Here is a 26,662-nt window from a genome sequence, read left to right on the forward strand (position 1 = left end):
CGCGTTCCGACTGCGGCTGCGCCTCTTTTCGTAAACTGCCGCCCCCGTTTCGGCGAAATGTTCATGCCGTTACGTCAGATTGCTGTTTAACTGCTGCGCTGTCCCGCGTTTTATCTCGCGGCTCACGGTCCCTTTGTCACGGCCAATCTTCCCCGCTGTCGCCGTTGCGCCATGTCCCTCCCGGCTAAACGCTTTTGTCTCTCCCCGTTCGCTCATTGACAGGTGTTGAAATGTCCGCCGTTTTGTTGTACGCTCTTTTTGAGCCATAGGGTTTCGCCCCCTTCATTGACACCTGGCTGGAATTTAATCCGGCGGGCATGTGAAGATATCCCCGACCGGCACGCTCAACCTCAACCTCTCCAAAAATACCGGCGGCGACATCGGCGACGACTGGAAAATCAGCGGCGGCCTGAACTGGACATGGGGCGGAACTTGGGACGCGGAGCGTGCAGAGCGAGCAGCGGGAATATTGTCGGCGGTCAATGCCGGCACGACCGTAGTGGTAGGCCATCCGCCGGAAGTTGTGGCGGAAATGGCGAACCCGACCCGGCCGGAGACTGCCGATCAAGCGTCTGTAAGCGCGGAAATGGCGCAAAACGCGGACAGAACGCAAAGTGAGCAGGCGAAACCAGCCGGTATTAAATCGGATGTTCCAGCCGAAGCACAAACGGATGGCGGCTATACCCTGCCCGGCCTGACGGTGGAAGCCGACCGGCCGGCCTGGGAAAAAGCTCTCCCCCCAAGACAGGTAACGGTCATATATCTGGAAGAATACGCAGGCGAGCAAAAAGACCTGCCCGATTTACTGGAGCTGGTACCGTGTCTCTTCGTGCAGAGAGTAAGCGGCGACGGCCACTGCACAGTAGCAAGAGTGCGCGGCTCGACCGGCGCGCAGGTCAACGTCTACGTGGACGGCGTACTGATGAACCTTAGCGGCGAGGCGGCGGTTAACCTCTCAATGATCCCGGTGGACAACGTAGAAAGGGTGGAAGTGTACCGCAGTTACGTGCCGGCTCGTTTCAGCGGCTCGCCTCTGGGCGGAGTCATCAACATCGTAACCAAAAAGCCGGGGAAAGCCGGCGGCAGTATCAGCCAGGGCATGCGCTCCTGCGGCGGCTACACCGGCAACTACCAGCTTACCGCGCCTATGGGCAGCGGCAGCATCCTGATGACCTACCAGCGCGACATCTGGCGCGGGGATTTCCCCTTCACCATCAGCCCCGAGAATGAATCGCAAAGTTACGGCGATATAGTCAAATACTTTTAAACAGTAGCAAAGAGCGTCATAAAAACAAGAAAAATTAGCGAGCGTTCTGCGCAGTTTAACTTCTGCCGCGTGGTCTAAGCCCACCGCCTTTAGGCGGCATACGCTTTCAGCCTTGCCCTTACATTGAAACCGGCGACATGGTATAATTAGAACACCCATGTCGGAGTACAGAAAATCGCGCCATGCCGTATGCGATATAAAATATCATGTAATCTGGGCAACGAAATACCGTTGCAAAATACTCGGCGGCAACATGTCGAAGCGGTTGCGGGAACTCATGCGCCAAGGATGCGAAGCGAGGGATATAACGATTGTGAGCGGAAACATTCGCAAGGATCACATACATCTCCTGCTGTCGTGTCCGCCGAGCATGGCTCCGAGCAAAGTGGCGCAATGTCTCAAAGGCCGCTCGTCGCGCCTTCTTCAGGAGGAGTTTCAAGAACTGAAGAAGCGATGTTGGGGGCAACACCTGTGGAGCAGGGGTTATTTCTGCGCCACGGTGGGAAGCGTGACAGAGGAAACGATCAAGCAGTACATTGAGAACCAAGAAACAACGGCGAAGGATTCATTCAAGATCGAATAATGAGTTCCAGTCATGTTTCAGCTTGCTTTGAGCAAGTGTTCTTTCAGAGGGATTAATCCCTTGTTCCGGCTTTCAGCCGGTGCGCATTTATGCGCTAACCCACCTGCTTTAGCAGGTGGTAGTTTAGGCACGGGGAGCGGCCAAAAGGGATAGTGGCAGTTTGGCCGGCGCGGGCGGCAAATAATGGGAAAGGCGGGGAGAAAATGAGAAAAGGCAAATGGTTCTTGAAATTATTGCTTGGCGTGGCGCTGCTGGCAATGTCGGCGGCTGTTGCCGCCGCGGAGGAAGCGCCAAAGTTTAAAGCCCCGAAAGCGGCGGTGGCGGGCGGCGTCATTAAAGGCCAGCGGGCGGGGGGCATAAGCGTTTATAAAGGAATCCCCTACGCGAAACCGCCCGTTGGGGAGTTGCGGTTCGCCCCGCCGGAGAACGCGGAACCGTGGGAAGGCGAACTTGATTGCACTCGGTTCGGCGCCCAGTGCTTTCAGATCCCCCTTCCCGTGGGGGACGAGCCTTTTTCCGAAGACTGCCTAACGCTGAACGTTTGGACTCCCGCCCAACCGGGAGAGGGCGCCAAACTTCCGGTCTATGTGTTTATCCACGGCGGCGGATTTTCATCCGGTTCGGGGGCGTTCCCTTTGTACGACGGGACGGGCTTCGCGAAAAAAGGCATCGTAACAGTAACTATCAATTACCGGCTGGGCGTTTTGGGCTTTTTCGCCTCGCGGGAAACGCTGAAACGGTACGGCACGACCGGCAACTGGGGGCTTCTGGATCAGATCAAGGCTCTCGAATGGGTCAGGGACAATATCGCCGCGTTCGGCGGCGATCGCGGCAAAGTTACGATCGGGGGCGAGTCCGCAGGCAGTTTCAGCGTTTCCGCCCTTGCAACGAGCCCCCTCGCGAAAGGCCTGTTTCGCGGGGTGATCATGGAAAGCGGCTCCGTTTTGTCCCTGCCCGCATTTTCTTACTATTCCAGGGCAGACCTGCGAAAATCAATAGGGGCGTCCAGCTTCCTGGCGGATATCTTCTCGGCCGGCGACGATGCGGAGGGACTCGCGAAAATGCGAAAGGCCGATGCCGAGACGCTGGCGCGTCTTTGCGCCTTCAGCGCCGATCAGACGGCGGCGCCGTTCTTTCTTACCCCGGCCATCGATGGCCGGGTCATTCCGAAAGACCCGCTCAAGGCGATGGGTTCGGGCGAACTTGCCGGGGTAAATTTTTTGCTGGGCTTCAACAACGACGAAGGCAGCCTGTTTGTCCCGGCCGACACGGACGATGGAGGGTGCAAGGCGCTGATCGCGCGGATATTTGGCGGGCAAAACATGCTTTCAGTCCTCGGCCGGTTCGGGGTTGACGCGCAGAATACGTACCAGCAAAGGGCGCGGCAGCTCCTGGCGTACGGATTTTTCTCCGCAGGGACAAAACGTTTCGCCGATATCGCCGCCGATGTCGGAAGCGGCGTCTACATGTACAAGTTCAAATACGTTTACATTCCCCCCGTCAACGGGCTGGGGGCGCCCCATGCGGCGGAACTGCCTTTTGTTTTCAACACTCTCGCGTTACTGGGGCTGTCTGACCCCGAGGCCGTGAAGCTCGCCGATGAAACGCACACGCGATGGGCGAACTTCATCAAAACCGGGGACCCGAATGTGGGGGAAATGCCCCCTTCCGCTGTGAAATGGCCAAAGTACGACTCAAAAGACACGAACGTGTTGTATCTGGATAAAAGGATCACGTCCGGAGCGCTCGAAGACAAAGAAAACATTGATTTCATTGCGGATCTGACGCTTGGCGCCAGAAAGTAAAGGCGGCGGGGCAATAGCGCTCCTCAGCGATGGGCGGACGGCAAATGTCCGCCCATTATTCTCCCCATACCCTGCGCATAAAATCAAAGAATATTTCATTCAGGTGGTTCATGGCCAGATCAATCGCCGTCAATGCCATGCGCGGGTCAAAGTGCTCCGGCAGGCAGGGAAGCGAAATGTCAAGGAATATGTTGTCGCTGCCGTCGGAATAGTATTTGAATATTTTATACTTGGCGTTCAGTTCGTTGAGATAAACAAATACCTTGCCTCGGTTGTTCGCGTTCACCACCGCCGGCAGGATGAGCACCCTGATCAGGGAATATATGCTGTCGTCGGTGAATACGCCGACCGGCAGCTGTTGTTTTTGCACGGTGATGTTGGTGCGAAAAACGACCGTCTTCAAATTATCGCCGGTTGCGTCCATCGTAAAGAAGCCGACTTTGCTTTCGTCAAGAAAACCCTGCAACTTTTTCGCTTTGAGATTTATTCTTTCTTCCGGCACTTTTACCTGGCCATCCGGGATTTCGTTTTCTATAGCTTCGGTTGCCTTCGTTGGCGCATCCTCCGCCGCCTTGCTGTTTTTTTCCGTCATGGTCTGCCCAGCCTCCTTAATCTTTTCCATATTTTAGCCAAGGGGCGCGTATTATTTAAATTCCGGCAGGAGCAAGCCGTAATTGCCGTCCTTGCGTTTGTACACTATGGAAATTGACTCGTCGTCCGCGTCGAAATAGACGAAGAAACTGTGATTGATCAAGTTCATCTGCATGATCGCTTCTTCGGCGCTCATCGGCCTGATCGCAAAGCGTTTGGTTTTCAGAACTTTGAATTCGTCTTCCACGGCGGCGGAATCCGGGACCAATTCGCTGCGGAACCTGTCCGCCCCGCTCCTGAACCTTTTCATGAGTTTTGTTTTGTATTTTGTTATCTGCCGTTCGATTTTATCGACAACAAGATCCACGGAGGAGTACATATCTCCGGTTATTTCCTGCGCCCGCAGGATTATGCCGTTTACCGGCACTGTAACTTCAACGCAATGCTGATTTTTTTCTACTGACAATATGGCGTGGATGTTTCCCACTTCGGAAAAATATTTAGTTACTTTGCTCACCCTTTTTTCAACATAATCCCGGAGTGCCGGCGTGATGTCGATGTTTTTGCCGCGGACCGCGATGTTCATCGGTTCAACCCCCTTAAACCTTTAATGTTTGTATATTATTCGGCATTAACAATCAAAATCCTGCTTTTTCCTAAAACCGGCGGTTAATGTAACTTTGTCTGTTTGCAGGGCATATTCTTGCTGCCGGAAGCCTCGTCTGTGCAAAAATCTGCCTGTCCGCCATTTTTGGGCGCTGCCTTGCCGGAACCCACGCGCCGCGCCGTCATGCCGCCTCCGGCGCAAAAAGCGGATGCCGGGCGGGAGCATAGAAAGAAGGCCCGCGGATGCTGCATGGCGCGAAGAGGCCGGGCATTGGGAGATAGACTGCGCAATAGAGCGAAAAAGCGACAAAACGGCGGCGATGGCGCTTGTCGAGCGCAAGAGCCGCAAAGCGGACAGCGGTAAAGCAATGTTATAATAATTATAATTATGACTGGAAAAGAACTATGTATTCATGATAAAATATAAGGCAAGTTACTCTTGCCAAGTGAAACCTTGCGCAATCAGCAACTTAAATTTTATGGAAAAGGTGGTGAAGGCATTGACAATACTTGATTTAATCAAGGCAGCCGAGAATACGGCCCAGGAAAAAAAGCTCCTGGCGTCAGCAATGGCAAGGGATTATTTGCACGCGGCGGAAAGCGAGGCTTCCCGCGCGGCGGACGAAATAATAGCGCAAGCCAGGGCGGCTGCCCGGGAAAAAGTGGCGGCGGCTGAAAAAGAAACCTCAGCAAAACTGCGGGGATTATTGGCCGAACGCGATGCCCACAACAGATTGCTGAGCGAGCGGGCGGGCAAGAGGATGAGCGCCGCGGCGGATTACATCGTTGGGAAGGTGGCCGGCTGATGCTTGTGCCAATGAAAAAAGCCGCGCTGTACGCCTTGAAAAGCGACCGGGACCGGATACTCCTGGCCTTGCAAAAAACCGGCGAATTCATGCCGGCGCCCGGAGAGGGCGACGACGGCCTGCCGGGGCGCGGCGAAAAAGAACAGGAAGTTGAAAAGATAGGTTTTGCGCTCAAATTTCTGACCGCCAACCAAGAAAAAAAGAGTTTTTTTGAGCCGCGCATAAAAATGCCGTTTTCCGATTTTTGTCGGGAGAATGAACAAGCGCGGGAATTGGCCAAAAAAATCGAAAAACTGTCCGAGCGCATCGCGGGCTTAAAAAATGAAATTTTTAACCTCCACGCCCAGATTGAACAGCTGCATCCTTGGCGGGAACTGCCCGAACGCTTGGACGGATTGGCCGATACCTTTTGCTGCCGCTTGTTTGCCGGTTTTTTGCCTGAGGACAAATTATCGGCTGTTACGGGACAATCCGGCGATTTTCTCGCCCACATTCAGCCCTGCGGCCAAGGCGACGATGGGCGCGCCATTTTTGCCCTCTGCCATAAATGCGAGGAAGCGGAGTTCTCCGCCCTCCTGAAAGAAAATAATTTCGCCGAAGCGAAACTGCCGCCGGCCGACGTTACGGCCGCGGAACTGGCACAATGCCTGGCGCGGGAAGCAAACGAAAAAAACGCCCTGATAGAAGATCTTAAAAACGAAATAGAAAAAGCGGCGGCGCAAAAAGACCTCTTAAAAACCCTCTACGACAAGGAAGCGTCCGATTGTGTCCGGCTGGCGGCAAAAGGCGCTGAAACCGCCGACACTTTTTGCCTGAACGGCTGGGTGCGCTATGACCGGCAAAAAGAGATCCGGGCGGCGGTTGCTTCGGTCACCGGCGCTTACGAAATAGTGTTTTGCGACCCGGCCGAAGGCGAACAGCCGCCGACGTTTACTGTCAACAAAAAATTGGTTGAACCTTACGAGGCCGTAACAAACCTTTATTCCCGGCCGCTTTATACCGGCATAGACCCCAATCCGATGCTGGCTCCTTTTTACTTTTTGTTTTTCGGCATTATGCTGAGCGACGCGGGTTACGGCATAATACTGACCATAATGCTGTTTTTTGTTTGCCGCTTGATCAAGGGGGACAATATGCCGGGCAAACTGGCACGGGTCATTTTGATGGGTTCGGTTTCCACCATAGCGTGGGGGGCCATGTTCGGCGGTTGGTTCGGCTTGGAATTGCATCCGTTGCTCTTTGTGCCCATGAACGAGCCGATTAAAATGCTGCTTTTGTGTTATTCGCTGGGAGCGCTGCATCTTGCCGCGGGCATGTCTTTAAAGATGTATATGGAAATAAAAAGAGGCAACTGGTTCGGCGCGCTGGTCGATCAATTTTCTTGGTTTGTCATGTTCGCCGGGCTGATCGCCCACGTTGTCCGGCCGGACGCCGGCATCGGCTTTTGGCTGGCGGCCGCCGGCGCGTTGACCATCCTCCTTTTCGCCGGGCGCGAAAACAAGAACGTTTTCCGGCGGCTTCTTGGCGGGGCAGCCAGCTTGTATAATATCACAGGCTACATCAGCGACGTTCTCAGCTACTCCCGGCTGTTTGCCCTGGGTTTGGCCACGGGCGTCATCGGCATGGTGATAAATACCATCGCCGGCATGCTTTGGTCGGTAGGTCTGCCCGGGCAGATAGCGGCTGTTTTAGTCCTTTTGGGCGGACACACCTTTAACATTTCGGTCAACGTGCTCGGCGCCTACGTGCATACGAGCAGGCTGCAATTTATTGAGTTTTTCGGCAAGTTTTACGAACCGGGCGGAAAAGAGTTCCGTCCCTTGGCTTTTCGCACAAGATATGTGGACATAGTTAAATGACATTTATTTCCATTAATTTAAGGAGGACGTTTATACTATGGAATCAACAGGGGTATCTTTAGCAATTGCGGGAGCTGCGGTCGCGGCCTTATTCGCGGGCTGCGGTTCAGCCATCGGCGTTGGCATAGCGGGACAGGCGGCGGCGGGGGTCGTCTCGGAAGACCCGGAAAAATTCGGCAACACGCTTATTTTGCAGGCATTGCCCGGCACGCAGGGAATATATGGGTTGCTCATCGCCTTTATCATTTTGCTCAACATCGGGCTTATCGGCGGGGATGTAAAGGAAATTACCGTCCAGCAAGGTTTGTCCTTTTTGTACGCGGGCATGCCTATAGGGCTCGTCGGGCTTGTCTCCGGGATTTACCAGGGCAAGGTAAGCGCCTCCGGCATCTACCTTTGCGCCCGCCGCCCTGAAGAGACCGGCAAAGGGATAATTTTCGCCGCCATGGTAGAAACATATGCGGTTTTGGCCCTGCTCATTTCCTTTCTAATGCTCAACGGCGTTTTATAAGGGAGGGCTTTTAATGTCCGTAGACAATATCATCGCTAAAATTGCGGCTGATTGCGAATCTGAATGCGCAAAGATCCAAGACGCGGCGAAAGACAAAGCGGAGGAATTCAACAACAGGCTTTTGCGCGAAGCGGAGGAAAAAGCCCGGGGAATTGCCGCGCAGGCCGATCTTGACATAGAAGAAATAAACAGGCGCCAGTCCCTGATCGCCGAATTGGAAAACCGCAAAAGCGACCTTGCCGCGCGCCGGCAAATTTTAGACGAGGCTTTTGCGCTCGCGGAGCAAAAACTCAATCGGCTGCCGGCCAAAAAATGGGAAGCCCTGATCGCCTCCTGCGTCATGGATGCCTGCGAAACCGGCGAGGAGGAGCTTTGCGTACCTGCGGCGGATCGGGAAAAATATCTGGGCGGCTTTTTGGCCGAGCTTAATCGGCGGCTGGCGGCGAGCGGCAAGCGGGGAAATTTGCGTTTGAGCGGGACGGCGGCGGATTTTTCCGGCGGCGTGTTGGTTGTTGGAAAAAACGGGGACTGCGACGCATCTTTCCCGGCGCTTTTGCAGAACGTCCGGGTAAATCACGAAAAAGCGGCGGCCGATATCCTGTTCCAAGCGGAGGTGTAACATATATGCCGCAGACGAGCTATCAATACGCCATCGGCCGCATAAAGGTACTGGAAACGCATATGCTGGACGCCGCCAAATTTAAAAAGCTTATTCCTTTGGAAAAGGACGAGTTTTTTCGGGCCTTACAGGAAAGCGGCTACGGCGAAGGGATTTTGGCGGACGGCGACTTGGACGAATTAATCCGCAGCGAACTGAAGGTGGCCAGGCAACTGATCTGGTCCGTAACGCCAGACCCCAAAGTTACCGGCCTTTTTCTCCTGCCCATAGATGCCCATAACCTTAAAGTTTTTCTCAAGGCGCGTGTCTTCGCCGTACCGTCGGATGGCCTGTCGGAAGAAGGCGGACTGTTCCCCCCGGATGTTCTGCAAAAAGCGGTCGTCGAGAAACGCTATGCCTTTTTCCCGCCGACGCTCAAAGACGAGTTGGACGAGCTGGAAAAGGCGCTTGCGCGCGGCGATGCGGCGCCGCGCCTGATCAGTGCGCGGGTGGACGGCGCGATTTTTAAGTACATAAAAAGCGTGTTGGCGCAAACGCGCAACGAATACGCCACAGGATATTTCAGTCTTTTGGCCGATTTAACCAATGCAAAGAGTTTTATCCGCGCCCGCGAACTGGGGTGGAAAGCGGAAGATTTTTCCTCCGTTTTTGTTGTTTGCGGCGGCATTGCCCGGGAAATATTTTTGCAGGCTTTCGCCTTGCCGGACGAGCACATAACGCCGGCGCTCGGCCGGGGGGCAAACAGCGCGGCGGTCGCGCAGGCGCTTGACGGATATTTTGCCCAAAACAGCATGGCGGCCTTTGAAAAAAGGATTGACAGCCTGCGCATGCGTTTTGTCCGTGCGCGGCGAAACGACCCGGAGGGCATCGGGGCGATTGTTGGCTATCTTATCGGCAAGGAAACGGAAGCCCGGGCGCTCGGCATGATACTGTCCGCGCGCGGCGGCGGCGAAGAGCTGGATTTGCCCGGGCTTTATATGTAGGGCGGGGTGCTTATGAAAAACAAAATTGCTGTAGTTGGCGGCAGGGACTCGGTGATGCTGTTTAATGCCGCCGGGCTGGAAGTCCGTTGCGCTTCCGACGAAAAAGCCGTGGAAAAAGCGATACACGCGTTGGCGCGCGAAGGATATCCCGTCATATATATAACCGAAGAAGCGGCAGAAAAAGCGCCGGAAGCGATCAAACTGTACGAGAGAAAAGTTTTTCCGGCGATCATTCCCATGCCCGGCGGCAACAAGTCAAAAGGCCTTGGACTGCGGGGCGTAAAGAAAAATGTCGAAAAAGCGATAGGCGCGGATATACTATTTGGTGAAGGAAGGGAACAGACTTAAATGGAAGGACGAATCGTTAAAGTCTCCGGGCCTCTGATCATCGCCGAAGGCATGGCTGACGTCCAGATGTATGACGTGGTATATGTAAGCGACAAAAAGCTTATCGGTGAAATCATAGAATTAAGGGGCGACCGCGCCTCCATACAGGTATACGAGGAGACGGCCGGCTTAGGGCCGGGCGAAGTGGTGGTGTCAAGCGGCATGCCGCTTTCGGTCGATTTGGCGCCCGGTTTGATCGAGGGCATATTTGACGGCATCCAGCGCCCGCTTGACATCATCCGCCGCATGGTCGGCGATCGCATAACGCGCGGCATTGACGTGCCGAAATTAGACCGCGCGCGCAAATGGGATTTTGTGCCGGACGTCAGGGCCGGCGACCAAGTGCAGGCCGGCGACATTATCGGCACCGTGGAAGAAACTCCGGCGGTACAGCATAAAGTGATGGTCCCCCCCGGCTTGTCGGGGAAAGTCGAATGGGTGCACGCCGGGCAAGCGAACATTGTCGAGACGATATGCAAAATAAAAAACCACAGCGGCAAAATCGTTGAGCTGCCTATGCTGCAACGCTGGCCTGTCCGCAAAGGCCGCCCTTTTGCCGATAAATTGCCGCCCAATGAGCCGATGGTTACCGGACAGAGGGTAATTGACGCGCTCTTCCCGATTGCCAAGGGCGGGGTAGCCGCCGTGCCGGGGCCTTTCGGTTCCGGCAAAACCGTCATCCAGCACCAGCTCGCCAAATGGGCGGACGCCGACATCATCGTTTATGTCGGCTGCGGCGAGCGCGGCAATGAAATGACCGACGTTTTGTCGGAATTTCCCGCGTTGAGCGACCCCCGCACCGGCCTGCCGCTGATGAAGCGGACCGTTTTGATCGCCAATACCTCCGACATGCCGGTGGCCGCTCGCGAAGCGTCTATTTACACCGGCATAACCATCGCGGAATATTTCCGCGACATGGGCTACAAAGTGGCGGTCATGGCCGACTCTACCTCGCGCTGGGCGGAAGCTCTGCGGGAAATGTCCGGCCGGTTGGAGGAGATGCCCGGCGAAGAAGGCTACCCCGCCTATCTTGCCTCGCGCATGGCGGAGTTTTATGAGCGCGCCGGCATCGTTACCTGTCTCGGCCAAGACAAGCGGATCGGCGCGGTCTCGGCTATCGGCGCGGTTTCGCCGCCGGGCGGGGACATATCGGAGCCGGTTTCGCAGGCAACCTTGCGCATGGTCAAAGTCTTTTGGTGCCTTTCCGCCAATCTTGCTTACCGCCGGCACTTTCCGGCGATCGACTGGCTGCAGAGCTATTCGCTTTATTCCGACCGGCTGCGCGAATATTTCAACAACCGCATAGCGCCGGACTGGAGCGAATTGATCGCCCGCGCCATGAACATTTTGCAGGAAGAATCCGAACTGGAAGAAATTGTGCGGTTGGTGGGCGTGGACGCGTTAGGGCCGAAAGAGCGCCTGGCGCTTGAATGTGCGCGCTCCATCCGCGAGGATTTCCTGCACCAGAATTCTTTCCACGAAATAGACACCTACGCGTCCTTAGGCAAACAATACAAAATGATCAAACTGATCATCGCCTGGTACGACAAAGGGCTGGCCGCCTTAGATGAATTGGTGCCTTTTTCCAAAATCAGCAAAATGCCGGTACTCGAAGCGATTGGGCGCTGCAAATATACGCCGGAGGCGGAATGTGAAAAGCATTTTTCCGAGATATTCGGACAGTTGGACAATGAATTTTTGGCCATGACCGAAGGGGGGGAGGAAGATGCGTAAAGACTACAAGACGATCCGGGAAGTAGTAGGGCCGCTCATGGTGGTGGAAAACGTCGAAGGCGTAAAATACGACGAGCTGGTGGAAATATATCAGGAGGGCGGCGAAGTACGCGCAGGAAAGGTACTGATTGTGGACGGCGGCAAAGCGGTGGTGCAGCTTTTTGAAGGGTCGCAGGGGCTGCAGATCGCAAAAGCGAAAGCGCGGTTTTTGGGGCACGGCATGAGGCTTGGCGTTGCGCCTGAAATCGTCGGGCGCATATTCAGCGGTGTCGGCCGGCCCATAGACGGCGGCCCCGGCATAATAACCGACCGCTACCACGACATCAACGGCGTCCCGCTTAACCCGGCCGCCCGCGAATACCCGGCTGAATTCATTCAAACGGGCGTATCGGCGATCGACGGGCTGAACACATTGGTACGCGGCCAAAAACTGCCGGTGTTTTCCGGCTCCGGCCTGCCGCACGCGCAACTGGCCGCGCAGATCGCGCGCCAAGCCAGGGTGCGCGGGACGGGAGAGGGATTTGCCGTTGTTTTCGCCGCCGTCGGCATCACTTTTGAAGAAGCTGATTTTTTTATGAACGAATTTCGCCGCACAGGCGCGCTGGAACGCGCCGTGCTTTTTATCAATCTCGCCAACGACCCGTCGGTGGAAAGAATATCCACCCCCCGGATGGCGATCACCGCCGCCGAATATCTGGCGTACGAGCTCGGCATGCATGTTTTGGTCATAATTACCGACATGACCAATTACGCCGATTCTTTGCGCGAAATATCGGCCGCCCGGAAAGAAGTGCCCGGACGCCGCGGTTATCCCGGTTACCTTTATACCGACTTGGCCACCATTTATGAAAGGGCGGGGCGGATAAAAGGCAAAAAAGGCTCGATCACCCAAATACCCATACTTTCCATGCCGGAAGACGACAAAACCCACCCGATTCCGGATCTTACCGGCTACATTACCGAAGGGCAGATCATCCTTTCGCGCGAACTTTACCGCAAAGGGCTTACTCCGCCGGTAGACGTGCTGCCTTCCCTGTCGCGCCTTAAAGACAAAGGGATCGGCAAAGGCAAAACGCGGGAGGACCACGCCGATACCATGAACCAACTGTTCGCCGCTTACGCGCGCGGCAAAGAGGCCAAAGAGCTGGCCACCATCTTGGGCGAATCCGCGCTTTCGGACGTTGATCGTCTCTACGCCGAATTCGCCGGCCGGTTTGAACAAGAATACGTTTCGCAAGGGTACGAGACCAACCGCACCATCGAGCAGACGCTTGACTTGGGCTGGCGGCTGCTGGCGGTTTTGCCCAAAACGGAACTCAAACGCGTGCGCGACGAATACATAGAAAAATATTATCCTTCGCCAAGCGGCGGGGAGGGATAGGCATGGCGCTGCGCATCAATCCGACCAGGATGGAACTGACCCGGCTGAAGCGCCGCCTAAAGACCGCCGTGCGCGGGCATAAGCTGCTCAAAGACAAACGCGACGAGATGGTTCGCCAATTCATCGTCTATATCAAACGCAACCACCAGTTGCGAATAGAAGTGGAAAACGAGCTTATGCGCGCCTTGGCGCGTTTTGCCCGCGCGAAGGCCTATATGGGGGCGCAAAAAGTCCTGGGCGAACTTTTTTGCCCATCGCGGGCCGCCTTTTTTGAAACCGAAAAACGCAACGTGATGAGCGTGGACGTCCCTGTTATAAAATATATCGGCGCAAAGGACAAAATCGAGCTGCCTTACGGGTTTGCGCACACCTCCGGCGAACTGGACGCTTCGGTAACGGAAGTAGTGCGCCTTCTGCCCCTTATGGCCGAACTGGCGCAAGCGGAAAAGTCCTGCAACCTTCTTGCCGACGAAATAGAAAAAACCAGGCGGCGGGTCAACGCGCTCGAATATGTGATGATTCCCGAAACGGAAGGCGCGATCAAGTACATAACCATGAAACTGGAAGAGAACGACCGGGCAAGCTTGGTACGCCTGATGAAAGCAAAAGAAATGATGATGGAAGCCTGAACCAAGCCGCCGCGTTTTGGGGGGCGGGCGGGAGCGGCCGGGCAAAAGTTCAGGCCAAGGGCGAAAGAAAAAACAAAGGGGTGTGTAAAATGAAAATCGGCGAAATAATCAAAAGCGCGGATTGGAAAACCGAAAAGCATGTACCGGCGATAGGCGCGCCGGAAAAAGTGAAAGCAGGCGAAAAATTTGAGGTTAAAGTCTGCGTTGGCAAGGAAATAGGCCATCCCAACACGACCGAGCACCATATAAGCTGGATACAGCTTTACTTTAAACCGGCGGAAGGGGCGGCCTATGAAATCGGCAAAATCAGTTTCAACGCGCACGGGGAATCCGCCAAGGGCGCCAATCAAGGCTCTGCCTATACCGAGCCTTTCGGCGCCTTTACGCTTAAAATAGCCGAAAGCGGCGAACTTCTCGCCGCCGCCTACTGCAACATACACGGGCTTTGGGAAAGCAGCGCGGCAATAACCGTTGGCTGAGCCCGCGCCGCAGGCGGCCAAACGGTACGGATGGCCGGGCGGCGCCGGGGCTTTGCCGCCAAACGCCGCATCATTTTATTTCCCGCGTCTTAAATGGGCAAAGCTTGGCCGGGCAATAAAAAATATAGTATACAAAAAGGGGAAGCGTTGACGCTGTCCCCTTTTTTTATTAGAATTAATCTGGCAAAGATAAATTACTGGAGGTTGTTAAAATGGGATTTGGCATAGCGGCAAAACACGCCCGCGGCAAGGCTGCCAAGGACAAGATATTTGCCGCCAGCGACGCGGCCAACAAAGCCGCGGCAAAATATGGACGGGAACACGTGGTGAACGCCACGCTCGGAAGCATACTTGACGAAAACGGGCAGTTTTGCTTTCTGCCAACGGTGGAGCGAGCCTATCGGTCGCTGCCGGCCCCGGAACTGGCGCAATATGCCGGGATTGACGGCCTGCCGGAATTTCTTGACGCGGTCGTGAAAGAAACCTGCGGGCAGTCGCTGCCTGACGCCGAAATTGGCGCCATAGCCACCGCCGGGGCGACCGGGGCGCTGCACCACGCCGTGTGGAATTACACAAACGAAGGCGACAAAGTCCTTACATCCGACTGGTACTGGGGCGCGTATTCCTCGCTTTGCCGGGATATGCTGCGCGGGCTTGACACCTACAAAATGTTCGACGAAAAGAACAAATACAATGTTGGCGGCCTGCTCGCCAAAACGCGCGAATTGGCGGCAACGCAGGAGAACGTGGCGATCATTGTCAACACGCCCGCGCACAACCCGGTCGGCTACACCGTAACCAACCCGGAATGGGACGGCATATTGGCCGGCCTGCAAACAATCAGCAAAGAAACGGGGAAAAATATCGCCATTATCGTTGACCTGGCCTATCTTGATTACGCCGGCGAGCGCGAAGAGACCAGAAGCTTCCTCAAAAAGTTTGAAAAACTGCCGAAAGAGCTCCTGGTCATACTCGCCTACAGCATGTCCAAAGGCTTTACCCTTTACGGGCAGCGCACCGGCGCCATGATCGGCATATCTTCCGACGCCGGCGTCATAGAAGAATTTACCGGCATCAATTCCTTGTCCTCGCGCGCTACTTGGTCGAACGTCAACAGGCCCTGCATGCGCGTTTTGGCGAACATCTGCAAAGACCCGGAGCTTCTGGCCGCCGTGCGCAGGGAAAGGGACGACCTTTACCGCATGATCAAGGCCAGGGGCGACATTTTCACCCGGGAAGCCGAGCAGGCCGGGCTTGCCATACTGCCGTACGCGGCCGGCTTTTTCCTTTCCATCGAAAGCAAGCGCCCAGAGGAGCTTTGCGCGAAACTGAGCGAGGACAACATCTATGCCGTGCCGCTGTCCAAAGGCATACGGCTCGCCGTTTGCGCCGTGTCGCAGGCGCAAATGCGCGGCCTGGCCGCCAAAGTGAAAAAAGCTTTTGACGCCGTCGAAAACTAAACCCCCTCGAGCGGCGGAAAGCAAAAAACGCGCGCGCCGAACGCTCGCCTCCGGCCGCCATGTCTCTTAAATAAAGGCGTAAATGGCCTTGACAACAAATGATAATTTATATAGAATTTTCCCATACAACAATATCTGGAGGAGGCTGTTTCATGAAAAAAACGATCCAAAAACTGTATTTGCTCATAGCCATTGTAGCCATGGCCCTGTTTGCCGCCGGGTGCGGCGGCGCGGAAAAGAAAGCCGAAGGCGACATAAAGATCGGGCTTACCGGCGAGATGACCGGCAACAACGCTAACTACGGCACATCAACCCAAGACGGCGTAAAACTGGCGGTCAAGGAAATCAATGCCGCCGGCGGCATTCTGGGCAAAAAAATAAACCTGATTGTCGTGGACAATAAAAGCGAACCGTCGGAAGCGGCCAATGTCATGACCAAATTGACCCAGCAAGACAAAGTGGTCGCGGCCATCGGCAACTTCACCAGTTCCTGCGCCATATCGGCGTCCAACGTCGCCACTTCGGCCAAAATCCCCTACGTCTCCAACGGCGCCACCAACCCGCGCCTGACGGTCGAAAACGGCAAAACCAAAGAATACATCTTCCGCGCCTGCTTCATCGATCCTTTCCAAGGCACGGTGGGAGCTAATTTCATACTAAACACCTTGAAACTGAAAAAGGGCGTCGTGCTGGTCGACAACAACAGCGATTACAGCAAGGGTCTTACCGACTTCTTCAAGGCCGCCTTTATCAAGGGCGGCGGCAGCATACTGGGAGAAGAAGGCTATCTGCAAAAAGACCAGGATTTCCGGCCGATATTGACCAAAATAAGGGACCTCAAACCGGAATTTATCTATCTGCCCGGCTACTATGAAGAAGCCGGCAAAATCATCAAACAGGCCCGCGAACTGGGCATGAACGTGCCGGTCGTCGGCGGCGATGGCTGGGATTCCGCCAAATTGGCCGAGATAGCCGGCGGCGCGGCCCTCAACAACACCTACTTTACCAACCATTATTCGCCGGAAGACAAGAGCCCGGCCTCCACGGCCTTTGTGGCGGCTTTTGACAAAGAGTACAAAAAAGTCCCGGACGGCCCGGCCGTGCTCGGCTACGATACCCTGAAACTGGTGGCGGACGCGATCAAACGCGCCAACAGCACAGACCCGGCAAAGATACGCGATGCCTTGGCCGCGACCAAAAATTTCCCGGGGGCGGCTGGCACGCTTACCATAAACGAAACGCACGACGCGACCAAGAGCGCCGTCATCATTGAGATGAAAAACGGCAAACAAGTATACAAAGAAACCGTGAAGCCTTAGATTATAACCTAGGGGGACGCCCCCGTTGAAAAGCCTGCGGCCGGCCAAGCTGATTGCGGCCGGCTGCGCTCAAAGGACACAGCGAATCCCCCTGCCGCAACCTAATCTGCGGCAGGGGGACAGTGCTTTGGGGAAATGTTTGAACCTGTTGCCGCTGCCCATCTTTATTTGAACATTTCGGATAGTGTGCCAACAGGCTCCGATTTAAATCCCTATGGCGATCGAAAACCCCCGCCCTTATGTCGGGCGGGGGTTTGGCTATCTATTCAAGCCTGTCTGCAACCGTTTTCTCGTCCCAGCCGAACATCTCGCGCAAAAGCTCGTTGGTGTGCTGCCCCAAAAGCGGCGCCGGCATCCGCACGGAACCGGGGCTCTTGGACATCTTCAAAGGCACGCCGGCCATCTTGAGGCTGCCCGCCACGGGATGTTTCACCTCGACGATCATGTCGCGCGCGATTATCTGCGGATCCGCGACTAACTTGTCCACGGTGTTGATCGGCGCGCAAGGCACGCCGGCCTCCTCAAGGATGCCGATCCACTCCGCGATGGTCTTTTCTTTGGTAACCTCGTTCATTTGCGCGTAAAGTTTTTTGACGTTGTTGGTCCTTGCCCCGTTGGACGCAAAGTCGGGATCGTTGAGCCATTCGGCCTTGCCAAAAACATTGCACATCTTTTCCCATAGCCGGTCGTTGCCCGCGCCGATGATGATGTGGCCGTCTTTGGCCGCGAAAGAAGCAAAAGGCGTGATGGAAGGGTGCCGGTTGCCGATAGGCTCCGGAACCACGCCGGAGGTAACATAGCGGGCGATGGCGTTCTCCAATATGGCAATCTGGCAATCGAGCATGCTGACGTCAATCTTCTGCCCCTGCCCGGTCTTCTGCCGATGGTAAAGGGCAAGCATGACGGCGTTGGCGGTAAAGATGCCCGCGATGATGTCGCCGATGGAAGCGCCGACCCTCGTCGGCTCGCCGCCTTCGGGGCCCGTGATGCCCATCACGCCGCCCATGGCCTGGACAACGATGTCGTAGGCGGGCTTGAGCATATAAGGGCCGGAATGTCCGAAACCGGAACAGGCGGCGTAAATGATTTCAGGATTTATTTTTTCCAATACATCGTAACCGAGCCCAAACTTTTCCATAGTGCCCGGCTTGTAGTTTTCCACCACAACGTCGGCTTTTTTGACCATTTCCTTGAACACGCCGATATGGGAATGTTTCTTGAAATCCAGCACCATGGAACGCTTGTTGCGGTTGAGGCTCATAAAATAGGCGCTTTCCTTTTCGACGAAAGGCCCGAACGCCCTTGAATCGTCGCCGACCTTGGGCGGCTCAATTTTGTAGACGTTCGCGCCGTAGTCCGCGAGCATCATGGTGGCGTAAGGGCCGGACAGCACGCGGGTCAGGTCAAGAACTACCAATCCTTCCAATGGGCCCATGGGAACACCTCCTGCCGTAAAAATTATTCATATTCCCGGAAAATCCGGGAACCTGAATTTTGGCCGCATTTTTATACGCCAAGAATGCCAAAGAACAAATAACACACAACCGCGCCGACAATCGACATGGAAAGGCCCCAGATGAGAAGTTTCCGGAAGAGCTTCGCTTTGTCTTCGTCCGCGCCGGCGCAGGCTATGCAAAGGGCGCCGAGAGTGGAGAGCGGCGAAGTGTCGACAAGGTGGGAACCGACGTCGATCGTGGAAATAATGGCGATCGGGTCGCCGCCGCCGATTTCCTTGATGAGTCCGGGAACCATCGGCAAGAACATTGGCACGACAACGCCAGATGAACTGGAATATGCCGATATGACGCCCGGTATCAGACCCAGCCAGAAGTTGACGGAGGTCGGGTTGGAAATGGAGCCGATCATCTTGACCATTGCGTTGAGGCCGCCGGATTTGTCCATGACCTCAATCAGGACGGTAACGCCGCAGACCATCATGATAACGCCCCAAGGCATGGATTTAATGGCGTCTTTGCTGTCGGCGACGCTAAGCAGCAGCATCAAGCCCGAGAGGATAAAAGCGACGGAACCGACATTGGAGAGCATATTCAGCACTACTTTGGGAAAGAGCGGCTTGATGGCCGGAATGCCCGGCAGGATGACCAAAAGGATGAGGATGACTATCATATAGATGGTAATCCACTGCTTGCCCGTAAACGGTTCCGGTTTGGGAGCCAGTTCGTCAATGTCGACCGCTTGGCCTTTTTGCGACTTTATCCAGAGCCAGCCGCCCATAATGAAGAAACCGCCGATATTTACTGCGCCCTGCGCAATCATGGAATTAAAGTGTATTTTCCAAGCCAGCCCCGGCAGAGCCGCTTCGGCGATGCCAAGCTGCGCGGCCATTTTGGCGATCAGGCCGTTGGAAATGATGCCCGTAGGCGCAAACGGCGAGAAAGCGGCGGAATTGGCGGCGCCGACGACGAGCAGCGTCATGAGGAAGGCCGGCATCTTAACCTTCGAGGCGAGGGCCATCATAACAGGCGCCAAAAGAGCCGTCGAGGCAATGTTGCCTGGCCCGATAGTTGTGATTACGACCGTAATCAGATAGACGATGAGCGGTATGATGGCATTGTTGCCCTTGCACAGGCGGACCGAATAGGCCGTAAGTTTTTCCATCGTCCCGTTTACCTTGGCCATGCCAAACATAAAGGTAACGCCGACCAGTATCATGAACAAACCTACCGGGAAAGAACCCATGACCCGGGCGCCGGTTATGTTGGCAAAAAGGCCGCCGACAATTATCGCGAAACAAAACGACAGAAAACCGACGTGCAAATCTTCGTTTACACACGAGATAATAACGACTATGGCCAGCGCGATGAGCGAAGCCATTGCCGCAGTTGAAATCTCCATACTTGCTCCCTCCTTAATCGCCAATATTTTTATGCGCTGCCGAAACTATCCAAAAAAACCGCGATATGCTTTTGACCCTAAACATTGCCCCTCAATCTTCATCTTCGGCGGGAAAAATCCTGACAAGAAGATTAGTGAGGACAATAAAGACGCCTATGACAATAAACATAGTGGGCAGGGCGGCTATCATCATAAGGACTGCCGCCGTTACTGTCGGACTCATAAACTACACCCCCAACATTTTCTGCAGGGCGGGAATCAGCGCCAAGACTACGCCCGCCGCCACGACCGACGCTACCTGGCCGGCAACGTTAACCCCTATTGAGTGCTGGATGATAAAATTTGTCGGGTCTTCCTTGAGCGCCATTTTGGCTATGACGCGCCCGGACATCGGGAAAGCCGAAATGCCGCAGGCGCCTATCATGGGGTTTATTTTCTTGGCGGAGAACAGGTTCATGACCTTGGCGAAAATCACGCCGCCAACTGTGTCAAAAACGAAGGCTACCGCGCCGAGCGCCATGATAAGGAGCACTTCCACGCTGAGGAACTTGTCGGCGTTCATCGTGGCGCCGACCGTGATGCCAAGGAAAAGCGTAACAAGGTTCGACAGTTCGTTTTCAGCGCAGCGGGCAAGCGAAGGGACGACGCCGGATTCTTTTATTATGTTGCCAAACATCAAAGATCCTATGAGGGCGACGGATATGGGCGCGATGACGCCCGCTATTATGACGACCATGAGCGGGAAGATGAACTTGGCTTTTCTCGAGATGGGCTTTTCGCCTTCATAGCCCATCTTTATCTGGCGTTCAGCCTTGGTAGTCATAAGCCTGATGACCGGGGGCTGAATGACCGGGACGAGCGCCATATAACAATAAGCCGCCACGGACAATGGCCCTAACATGTCCTCGGCGTAACGGCTGGCCACGAAGATAGTGGAAGGGCCGTCGGCGGCGCCGATGATGCCGATAGCGGCCGCGTGGTTGAACTGGAAACCCAGTAACGTGGCCGCGACCGCCGTGGCAAAGATGCCGAACTGCGCCGCAGCGGCAAACAGCATGACTTTGGGGTTGCGCATAAGGGGCGCGAAGTCGCACATGGCGCCTATGGCAACGAAGATGAGTACCGGAAATAACTCGGTTTTAATGCCGATGTTGTAAAGGTAAAACAAAAAGCCTTCTTCGCCCGGGGTCTGGGTAACGGCCGAAGAATAAGGGATGTTGGCCAAAATAGCGCCAATGCCCATGGGAAGAAGAAGTGTGGGCTCATAGTCTTTCCAAACGGCAAGATAGATGAGAACCGCACCGACGAGCCACATGACGAGCATCTTGGGATTTTCCATAAGCCCGGTAAATCCCATGAGCATTTCATCTGCCAGTGACGTTACCAGCGTTAAATCCATTTTTTTACCTACCCTCCTGCTAAATCAAATGTTTTAGGTAAAAGCCAAGAACCTCACAGAACCCCCTTAAATGAGCATTTATATTCGTGGCATAAATAAATGCTTTGCGGATAGCTTATGACGAAGTGTAAATTTTTTGTTAACAATTTGCGCAAGATACGGAAAAATGCGCATAAGTTGCGTAATTTTTAGGATAAAATTCAGTAAAATTAGCTTATTAAAGACTTGTTTCGGGGGCGTTGCCGTTAGCGTAAATGTCCGGTTCCCGGCGTTTTTTTCGTAAGACGCGGCTAAAAAGCAAAGACAGGGGTAAAGTACGGCAAGATTTTCCGGCCAAACGGAAGATCTGCCGGCTGGCGGCGCTCAACGGCGGCGCCAACGCGCCCCCAACCATTTATTTGCCGCCGGCCGAATGGGACAGTACGCAAAAACGGCGGCAAGCGATCGCGCAATCTCGCCGGTTGCCCGGCTGATTGCTTGACTGCTGCCGCCGTTTGATGTATTATGGTAAACATAATGGAGCGATGCTATCGCTTATCGCCGCAGAATTTGCCCAATATTTGCTTTAATAACCCGGCATGTAACAGAATGTAAATTCTGTTGCATGGCTAAGGCAAAATTACCGCTTGAAAAGCCGCTTTTTTTGTTTTGCTGAGAGGTAACTTTTTGAAACCGGCAAAATAAAAAAAGCGGGATAACCCGCTATTATCGGACATTTTGGCAAACCGGCATGTAACACTTTTTACATTCTGTTACTTTAGTAATTTACAAGCATACATTAGGGGGACAATCTGCGGCTTCCGCAGGGCTTGCGCCCTCTTGCCGCCCGTGTTTTTCCCGAGCTTTTTTGCCGCCTTTGCCAAACGTCCCGCCAATTGCGGTCCAATTTTAAGAAGGACAATATCAGGGCCTGTTACTTTTAATAGGGCGTGAAAAGATTGTTGGAAACCGGCGCTATGGCAACACGGAATTTATGGCTGATTTTGTCGCTTTTTACGATACTCGTCGCGCTTCTCGACCGCACGGATTTTTTTCGGAAAGCGCTTTTTCGAACAACCTCTTCCATCAGCGGACAATTTTTATTGGTTGCCCTTTTTTCCGCTATTGGCATTTCAGGGACCTACTGGAGCATAATTGCCGAGAACGGGACAATAAACGCAAGGGCGGTCGGCGTCATTGCCGGCGGGCTTAGCGGCGGCGCCCTGGTAGGTTTAGTTACGGGCTTTATCGTTGGGCTGCACAGGTTCTTGTTTTTGGATAATTTCACCGCTATGGAAAGCGCGGCGATAACTGTATTGCAAGGCTGCATTGCCGGGATTTTGTCCGGCACGGTAAAAAAGCGGAAAAAAATTTGGCCCTGCGCTTTCATCATAGGGTTTGCCCTCGAAGCTTTGCACATGGCGTTGCTGCTCGTTTTCGCCGCGCCCTTTGACAAAGCTTTGGCGCTGGTAAAGGCGATAGCGCCGCCAATGCTTGTAACTAATTCTGTGGGCATCGCTATTTTTACTGGCATCATGGAAGATACTTACAAAAGAAATGAAAGCCTCAAAGCCGCGACGACGAAAGCGGCGCTTTGTATCGCCAACTTGTCAAGTTCCATCTCCCACATGGGTTTTAACGATAGATCCGCAAAAGAAAGTGTCAAGTCCATTATCAAGGCGACAAGCAATTTCGACTGCGCGGCGATTTTGGCCAACAGGCAGATATTGGCGCTGGCCTGCGACAACCCAAAAGACGAAAAGGCCATCGCCCGGTTTTTAGATAATTTTATTGGCCGCGGCTATCCTGACGAACTTGACGATGCGGCGCCAATACAGGCCAAAATAGTCCGCCCCATTTACAAGGGCAACATTCAGGTCGCCACTTTGTTTTTCGGCAAGCGGGGCAAAGAGCCCGTTTCCGAGCTTGACATAGAGCTTGCCTTAGGGTTGGGCGACCTGATTTCCGCGCAGATAGAGATTGCCGAAGTGAAAGAGCGGGCCAAGCTTTTAGTCCATGCCGAACTCAAAGCTTTGCAATGTCAAATAAATCCGCATTTTCTTTTTAATACTTTGAACGCTATAAGTTATTATTGCAGAAGCAAACCGGCCACAGCCAAGAAACTGATAACTTATCTTGCCGATTACTACAGGCACAATCTGTCCGATTCCGGCGTGATGGTTTCTTTTCAGCAGGAGCTTCAACATATAAACGCTTATGTCAGCATTGAAATGGCGCGTTTTGGCGAACGGTTGCAAATGCAATATGATTTTGACAAAAATACAGATTTCAAGCTGCCCGCGCTTATCATGCAGCCGCTGGTGGAAAATGCCATCAAGCACGGTTTGCGGCCCAAAGAAAATGGCGGCACTGTCCGTATCGGGGCGGTCAAGCAGGAGGGCAGTTTTGAGCTGTCCGTTTCCGACGACGGCGTCGGCATAGACGCTGCAAAGCTTGGCTCTTTGCTTGAAGCGGATGCGGCGCGAACGTCGATCGGGCTCTGCAACGTGCACAAAAGGCTTATAACGATATATGGGCCTGACTGCGGCCTTAACATAAATAGCCAAAAAAACGGGGGAACCGTAGTAAGCTTTAAAATCCCGATATTACAAGGAGGTCAGACATGGCGTTGAAAGTTCTAATCGTAGACGACGAATTTCCCTCCAGACAGGAGTTGCGCTGTATACTTGAAGATATATGCAATGTTGAAGTGATCGGGGAATGTCTCAATGGCGAGCAAGCTTTGCGGTTCCTTGACGGCAAAGCGGTCGACGCCGTGTTTTTGGACATTGAAATGCCTGTTTTAGATGGGCTTGGCGCAGCGGAAAAATTGGCCGAAAAACAAAAACAGGTAAAAATAGTTTTTACAACCGGATTCAGCGAATTCGCGGTAAAGGCTTTTGAACTGGCCGCGGACGACTATGTTTTAAAGCCCTATACGCGGGAACGGCTGGAGCTGACGGTCTCAAGGCTGACCAAGGGCATGCCGGCGCCGGAAAAAAACGGGGCAAAGAACATCTCGGGCAACATGCGGCTTAATGGCCTGCAACCGGCAAAGCTGGCGGTTTGGGACAAGGACAGGCTGATACTGCTTGACCCTGAAAATGATATTTTGTTTTTTAAATCCGAGAACCGCAAAACTCTCGTTTGTTCCAAAAAAGGCGTTATCGAGGTGCAGCTGCCTTTAAAGGCAATAGAGGAACGGTTTCAGGAAAGGGGTTTTTTGCAGGTGCATAAAAGTTACATTGTCAATTTTTCCATGATAAAAGAGATAGTGCCCTGGTTCAACGATACGTATGTGCTGAAACTGAAGGATTATAATAGTGGGGAAATCCCCGTGTCGAGGCATTTTTTGCCGAGGTTCAGGGAAGCCATCCAGATATAGCGTACAAACTCGCCCGCCCCCCAACCCAATGACCTCAAGGCAGAGGGAGGCAACAAAATTGTTGCCTCCCTCTGCCTTGTTTTGCCCTTTATCCGCCGGCAATCGAAAAAACTAAAAGCGACGGGACGTTTGCCGTCAATTGCGATTTTGCTTCGAGAACAGTATAAGCCAATTAAGTTCCAATATATAGGCGCGGCGCGAAAATACCGCCGGCGAAAAGAAAACCGCCCGCCTCCCGGCGGGGCAGGGGACGGCCGTTTTCCTTATAAAGGCGGCAAAAGGCACTTTTGTCTGCGCAGCCCCCGCTTCGCGCGAGCAAGCGGTCAGATGCCGGCCTTGTGCCGGAGCAGCATCGCCAATTGGCTGAAATTGCTTTCCAGCGCCAAATCCAGCGCCGTCTGCCCCCTGCTGTTACGCGCCGACAAGTTGGCGCCCTTTTGCAAAAGGATTTCCGCCATGGAGTAAACGGCTTCCTGCTTGTAAAAGGAATGTTTGACGCCCGCCGCCAACATCAGGGCGGTATATCCGTCGTAAGTCGCGTAATTCACGTCCGCCCCGCGCTCGATGAGGTAGTTGAAAATATCCATGGTATCGCGCGTATAAATGGCGATTACGGCTTGCATGAGCGGGGACAGGTCTTTTTGCGCCGGCTGATGGTAACGGTGCGCCGGCATATTGACGTCCGCCCCCGCTTCCACAAGCAGTTTGACCAAGGCGGCGTCCTGCCGGCCGATCGCCTTTAAAAGCGGGGTGGAATTTATGACGCCGTTGCCCTCGACATACACATTGGGATTGGCGCCTTTTTGCAAAAGCAGCTTGACGGCGGGCAGACTGTCGTTGTTGAGCGCCATGCTCAAAGGGTTGTCGGTATAGTCATCTTGCACGAAATTAACGTCCGCGCCTTTGTTTATCGCGTCCGCCATCAATTCCAGGTTGTTGTTCAAAATAGCCACCCGGAGCGCATTGTTGGCGGTAGGGGCGGCTTTGGCCGTCTCCGCGCCGGCCGGCAAAAAAAGAAGCATGAGCGCGGCCAGCAATTTAACATATTTTCTCAAGAAAATCACCCCTGTTGTAGTGCTTCAACCGAAAAATTATTAAGGTTTCCGCAAAATATAGCGACAATATAGGTATGGCATACAGCAAAGATTATCGGCAGGCGGCGATTGATTGCAAACGGGCGGGACACATTTTCAGGGAGATTAAAGAAGCCCGCAAAATCACGCCGCGTACATTTTTTTGCCGCCCCGTTCTGTTATGCCGGGAACACTAAAGGCGCGTTTTTCATAGAACGGTTTCGCGCAAGATGCATAAAATCCGTGCCGAAAGGCACAACCGCGACAATGGGCAGCGCCCCCTTTCGCCCGCCGCAGAAACTGAAAAACCTGTGCCGCAGACACGGCAGCAAACTGTTGTTTTTGCCCGCCTGCCCTCCGGACGGCGACCCTTAAAGAAACGTGCCGCTATCACCCGTAGGAGCAAAAAACTTTTATGCCCATTTTATTTATTCATTATAACATAATTTGGAGTGTGCGTTGGATGATTTTCCGTTATGGAACATGATCCAGGCGGCGCGCCCTTTGCTTTAAGAAGGCTTGCAAAGTTGTCTCTGGGTTGCGTCCGTCCTTAGAGCCCATGCTGCTTCGTTGCTCGCAATGGCTGGCTTTATCGCCGCTTATCCAGCTTGCGCCAATCTTTTAAATAACTGCCGATTAAAAGGCCAATTAAAAGCAATGTAGTGCTTCAACTAACGGCGGCCGTCCACAAGCGGTTTGTTCAGCTTGGGTCCACATAATTTTTTACGCTGGTTCATTGTAAAATGAAATGCAACAAAAAAAGAAAATAGAAAACAGAAAACCATAGGGAAAAGCGTAATCATTGAGTTTGACAAGAACAACAATGAAGGGAGCGAAACCCTATGGCTCAAAAAGAGCATACAACAAAACGGCGGACATTTCAACACCTGTCAATGAGCGAACGGGGAGAGACAAAAGCGTTTAGCCGGGAGGGACATGGCGCAGCGGCGA

At 53.9% G+C, this 26,662-nt stretch carries 24 protein-coding genes; 17 read left to right on the plus strand and 7 right to left on the minus strand.

The window, feature by feature from the left end; translation table 11 throughout:
* Positions 1 to 69: 69 nt before the first annotated feature.
* Complete coding sequence (locus LBO03_02455; protein MDR3348462.1) at positions 70 to 267, minus strand: helix-turn-helix domain-containing protein; 198 nt, start codon at positions 265 to 267, stop codon at positions 70 to 72.
* A gap of 52 nt (positions 268 to 319) precedes the next feature.
* On the opposite strand from LBO03_02455, the gene LBO03_02460 reads away from it, so the two are divergent.
* From LBO03_02460 to LBO03_02470, 3 genes are all read left to right on the plus strand, one after another.
* On the plus strand, positions 320 to 1,267 hold the full coding sequence (locus LBO03_02460; protein MDR3348463.1) for a TonB-dependent receptor plug domain-containing protein: 948 nt from the start codon (positions 320 to 322) through the stop codon (positions 1,265 to 1,267).
* A 157-nt stretch (positions 1,268 to 1,424) separates the two neighbouring features.
* Positions 1,425 to 1,850 carry an IS200/IS605 family transposase gene (gene tnpA / locus LBO03_02465; GenBank protein ID MDR3348464.1) on the plus strand — a complete coding sequence of 142 codons (426 nt, stop codon included), beginning with the start codon at positions 1,425 to 1,427 and terminating at the stop codon, positions 1,848 to 1,850.
* Between the two features lie 203 nt (positions 1,851 to 2,053).
* The gene (locus LBO03_02470; GenBank protein MDR3348465.1) at positions 2,054 to 3,655 is read left to right on the plus strand and encodes a carboxylesterase family protein; all 1,602 of its coding nucleotides are present in this window, start codon (positions 2,054 to 2,056) and stop codon (positions 3,653 to 3,655) included.
* 55 nt (positions 3,656 to 3,710) lie between these two features.
* On the opposite strand, the gene LBO03_02475 is transcribed toward LBO03_02470, so the two are convergent.
* Together LBO03_02475 and raiA are read right to left on the minus strand one after the other, a co-directional pair.
* Positions 3,711 to 4,247, minus strand: coding sequence for a hypothetical protein (locus tag LBO03_02475; GenBank protein ID MDR3348466.1), 537 nt, complete (start codon positions 4,245 to 4,247; stop codon positions 3,711 to 3,713).
* Between the two features lie 51 nt (positions 4,248 to 4,298).
* Positions 4,299 to 4,832: a ribosome-associated translation inhibitor RaiA gene (raiA, locus tag LBO03_02480; GenBank protein ID MDR3348467.1), complete on the minus strand. Its 534-nt coding sequence runs from the start codon at positions 4,830 to 4,832 to the stop codon at positions 4,299 to 4,301.
* 589 nt (positions 4,833 to 5,421) lie between these two features.
* Between raiA and LBO03_02485 the strand changes: the two genes are divergently transcribed.
* From LBO03_02485 to LBO03_02540, 12 genes are all read left to right on the plus strand, one after another.
* Positions 5,422 to 5,658, plus strand: coding sequence for a hypothetical protein (locus LBO03_02485; GenBank protein MDR3348468.1), 237 nt, complete (start codon positions 5,422 to 5,424; stop codon positions 5,656 to 5,658).
* Positions 5,658 to 7,517, plus strand: coding sequence for a V-type ATP synthase subunit I (locus LBO03_02490; GenBank protein ID MDR3348469.1), 1,860 nt, complete (start codon positions 5,658 to 5,660; stop codon positions 7,515 to 7,517). Before LBO03_02485 ends, LBO03_02490 begins: the two co-directional genes overlap by 1 nt.
* A gap of 37 nt (positions 7,518 to 7,554) precedes the next feature.
* Entirely contained in the window at positions 7,555 to 8,028 is a 474-nt protein-coding gene (locus LBO03_02495) for a V-type ATP synthase subunit K (protein ID MDR3348470.1), read from the plus strand.
* A 13-nt stretch (positions 8,029 to 8,041) separates the two neighbouring features.
* On the plus strand, positions 8,042 to 8,647 hold the full coding sequence (locus LBO03_02500; GenBank protein MDR3348471.1) for a hypothetical protein: 606 nt from the start codon (positions 8,042 to 8,044) through the stop codon (positions 8,645 to 8,647).
* A gap of 5 nt (positions 8,648 to 8,652) precedes the next feature.
* Entirely contained in the window at positions 8,653 to 9,630 is a 978-nt protein-coding gene (locus tag LBO03_02505) for a V-type ATPase subunit (GenBank protein ID MDR3348472.1), read from the plus strand.
* Positions 9,631 to 9,642: 12 nt separating this feature from the next.
* Positions 9,643 to 9,978 carry a V-type ATP synthase subunit F gene (locus LBO03_02510; GenBank protein MDR3348473.1) on the plus strand — a complete coding sequence of 112 codons (336 nt, stop codon included), beginning with the start codon at positions 9,643 to 9,645 and terminating at the stop codon, positions 9,976 to 9,978.
* On the plus strand, positions 9,979 to 11,751 hold the full coding sequence (locus LBO03_02515) for a V-type ATP synthase subunit A (protein ID MDR3348474.1): 1,773 nt from the start codon (positions 9,979 to 9,981) through the stop codon (positions 11,749 to 11,751). It abuts the gene before it with no gap.
* Positions 11,744 to 13,132 carry a V-type ATP synthase subunit B gene (locus tag LBO03_02520; protein ID MDR3348475.1) on the plus strand — a complete coding sequence of 463 codons (1,389 nt, stop codon included), beginning with the start codon at positions 11,744 to 11,746 and terminating at the stop codon, positions 13,130 to 13,132. Before LBO03_02515 ends, LBO03_02520 begins: the two co-directional genes overlap by 8 nt.
* A gap of 2 nt (positions 13,133 to 13,134) precedes the next feature.
* Positions 13,135 to 13,761 (plus strand): V-type ATP synthase subunit D, encoded by a 627-nt coding sequence (locus tag LBO03_02525; protein ID MDR3348476.1) that lies wholly within the window; start codon positions 13,135 to 13,137, stop codon positions 13,759 to 13,761.
* A gap of 89 nt (positions 13,762 to 13,850) precedes the next feature.
* Entirely contained in the window at positions 13,851 to 14,240 is a 390-nt protein-coding gene (locus tag LBO03_02530; protein MDR3348477.1) for a class II SORL domain-containing protein, read from the plus strand.
* A 212-nt stretch (positions 14,241 to 14,452) separates the two neighbouring features.
* Positions 14,453 to 15,700 (plus strand): aminotransferase class I/II-fold pyridoxal phosphate-dependent enzyme, encoded by a 1,248-nt coding sequence (locus LBO03_02535; protein ID MDR3348478.1) that lies wholly within the window; start codon positions 14,453 to 14,455, stop codon positions 15,698 to 15,700.
* A gap of 152 nt (positions 15,701 to 15,852) precedes the next feature.
* Positions 15,853 to 17,019: an ABC transporter substrate-binding protein gene (locus LBO03_02540; protein MDR3348479.1), complete on the plus strand. Its 1,167-nt coding sequence runs from the start codon at positions 15,853 to 15,855 to the stop codon at positions 17,017 to 17,019.
* 262 nt (positions 17,020 to 17,281) lie between these two features.
* Here LBO03_02540 and LBO03_02545 read toward each other — a convergent pair whose 3' ends face one another.
* From LBO03_02545 to LBO03_02555, 3 genes are all read right to left on the minus strand, one after another.
* A complete protein-coding gene (locus LBO03_02545) occupies positions 17,282 to 18,454 on the minus strand; it encodes a CoA transferase (protein MDR3348480.1) in 1,173 nt (390 codons plus the stop codon).
* A gap of 71 nt (positions 18,455 to 18,525) precedes the next feature.
* Positions 18,526 to 19,875, minus strand: a complete 1,350-nt coding sequence (locus LBO03_02550; GenBank protein ID MDR3348481.1) for a hypothetical protein — start codon at positions 19,873 to 19,875, stop codon at positions 18,526 to 18,528.
* A 226-nt stretch (positions 19,876 to 20,101) separates the two neighbouring features.
* A complete protein-coding gene (locus LBO03_02555; protein ID MDR3348482.1) occupies positions 20,102 to 21,274 on the minus strand; it encodes a sodium ion-translocating decarboxylase subunit beta in 1,173 nt (390 codons plus the stop codon).
* A 956-nt stretch (positions 21,275 to 22,230) separates the two neighbouring features.
* Between LBO03_02555 and LBO03_02560 the strand changes: the two genes are divergently transcribed.
* Both LBO03_02560 and LBO03_02565 read left to right on the plus strand, forming a co-directional pair.
* Positions 22,231 to 23,886 carry a histidine kinase gene (locus LBO03_02560; GenBank protein MDR3348483.1) on the plus strand — a complete coding sequence of 552 codons (1,656 nt, stop codon included), beginning with the start codon at positions 22,231 to 22,233 and terminating at the stop codon, positions 23,884 to 23,886.
* A complete protein-coding gene (locus LBO03_02565) occupies positions 23,877 to 24,638 on the plus strand; it encodes a LytTR family DNA-binding domain-containing protein (GenBank protein ID MDR3348484.1) in 762 nt (253 codons plus the stop codon). The genes LBO03_02560 and LBO03_02565 overlap by 10 nt, the downstream gene beginning before the upstream one ends.
* A gap of 323 nt (positions 24,639 to 24,961) precedes the next feature.
* Here LBO03_02565 and LBO03_02570 read toward each other — a convergent pair whose 3' ends face one another.
* The gene (locus tag LBO03_02570) at positions 24,962 to 25,693 is read right to left on the minus strand and encodes an ankyrin repeat domain-containing protein (GenBank protein ID MDR3348485.1); all 732 of its coding nucleotides are present in this window, start codon (positions 25,691 to 25,693) and stop codon (positions 24,962 to 24,964) included.
* Positions 25,694 to 26,662: the final 969 nt, after the last annotated feature.

It is taken from the genome of Acidaminococcales bacterium, assembly GCA_031290885.1.
Classification (GTDB): domain Bacteria; phylum Bacillota; class Negativicutes; order Acidaminococcales; family JAISLQ01; genus JAISLQ01.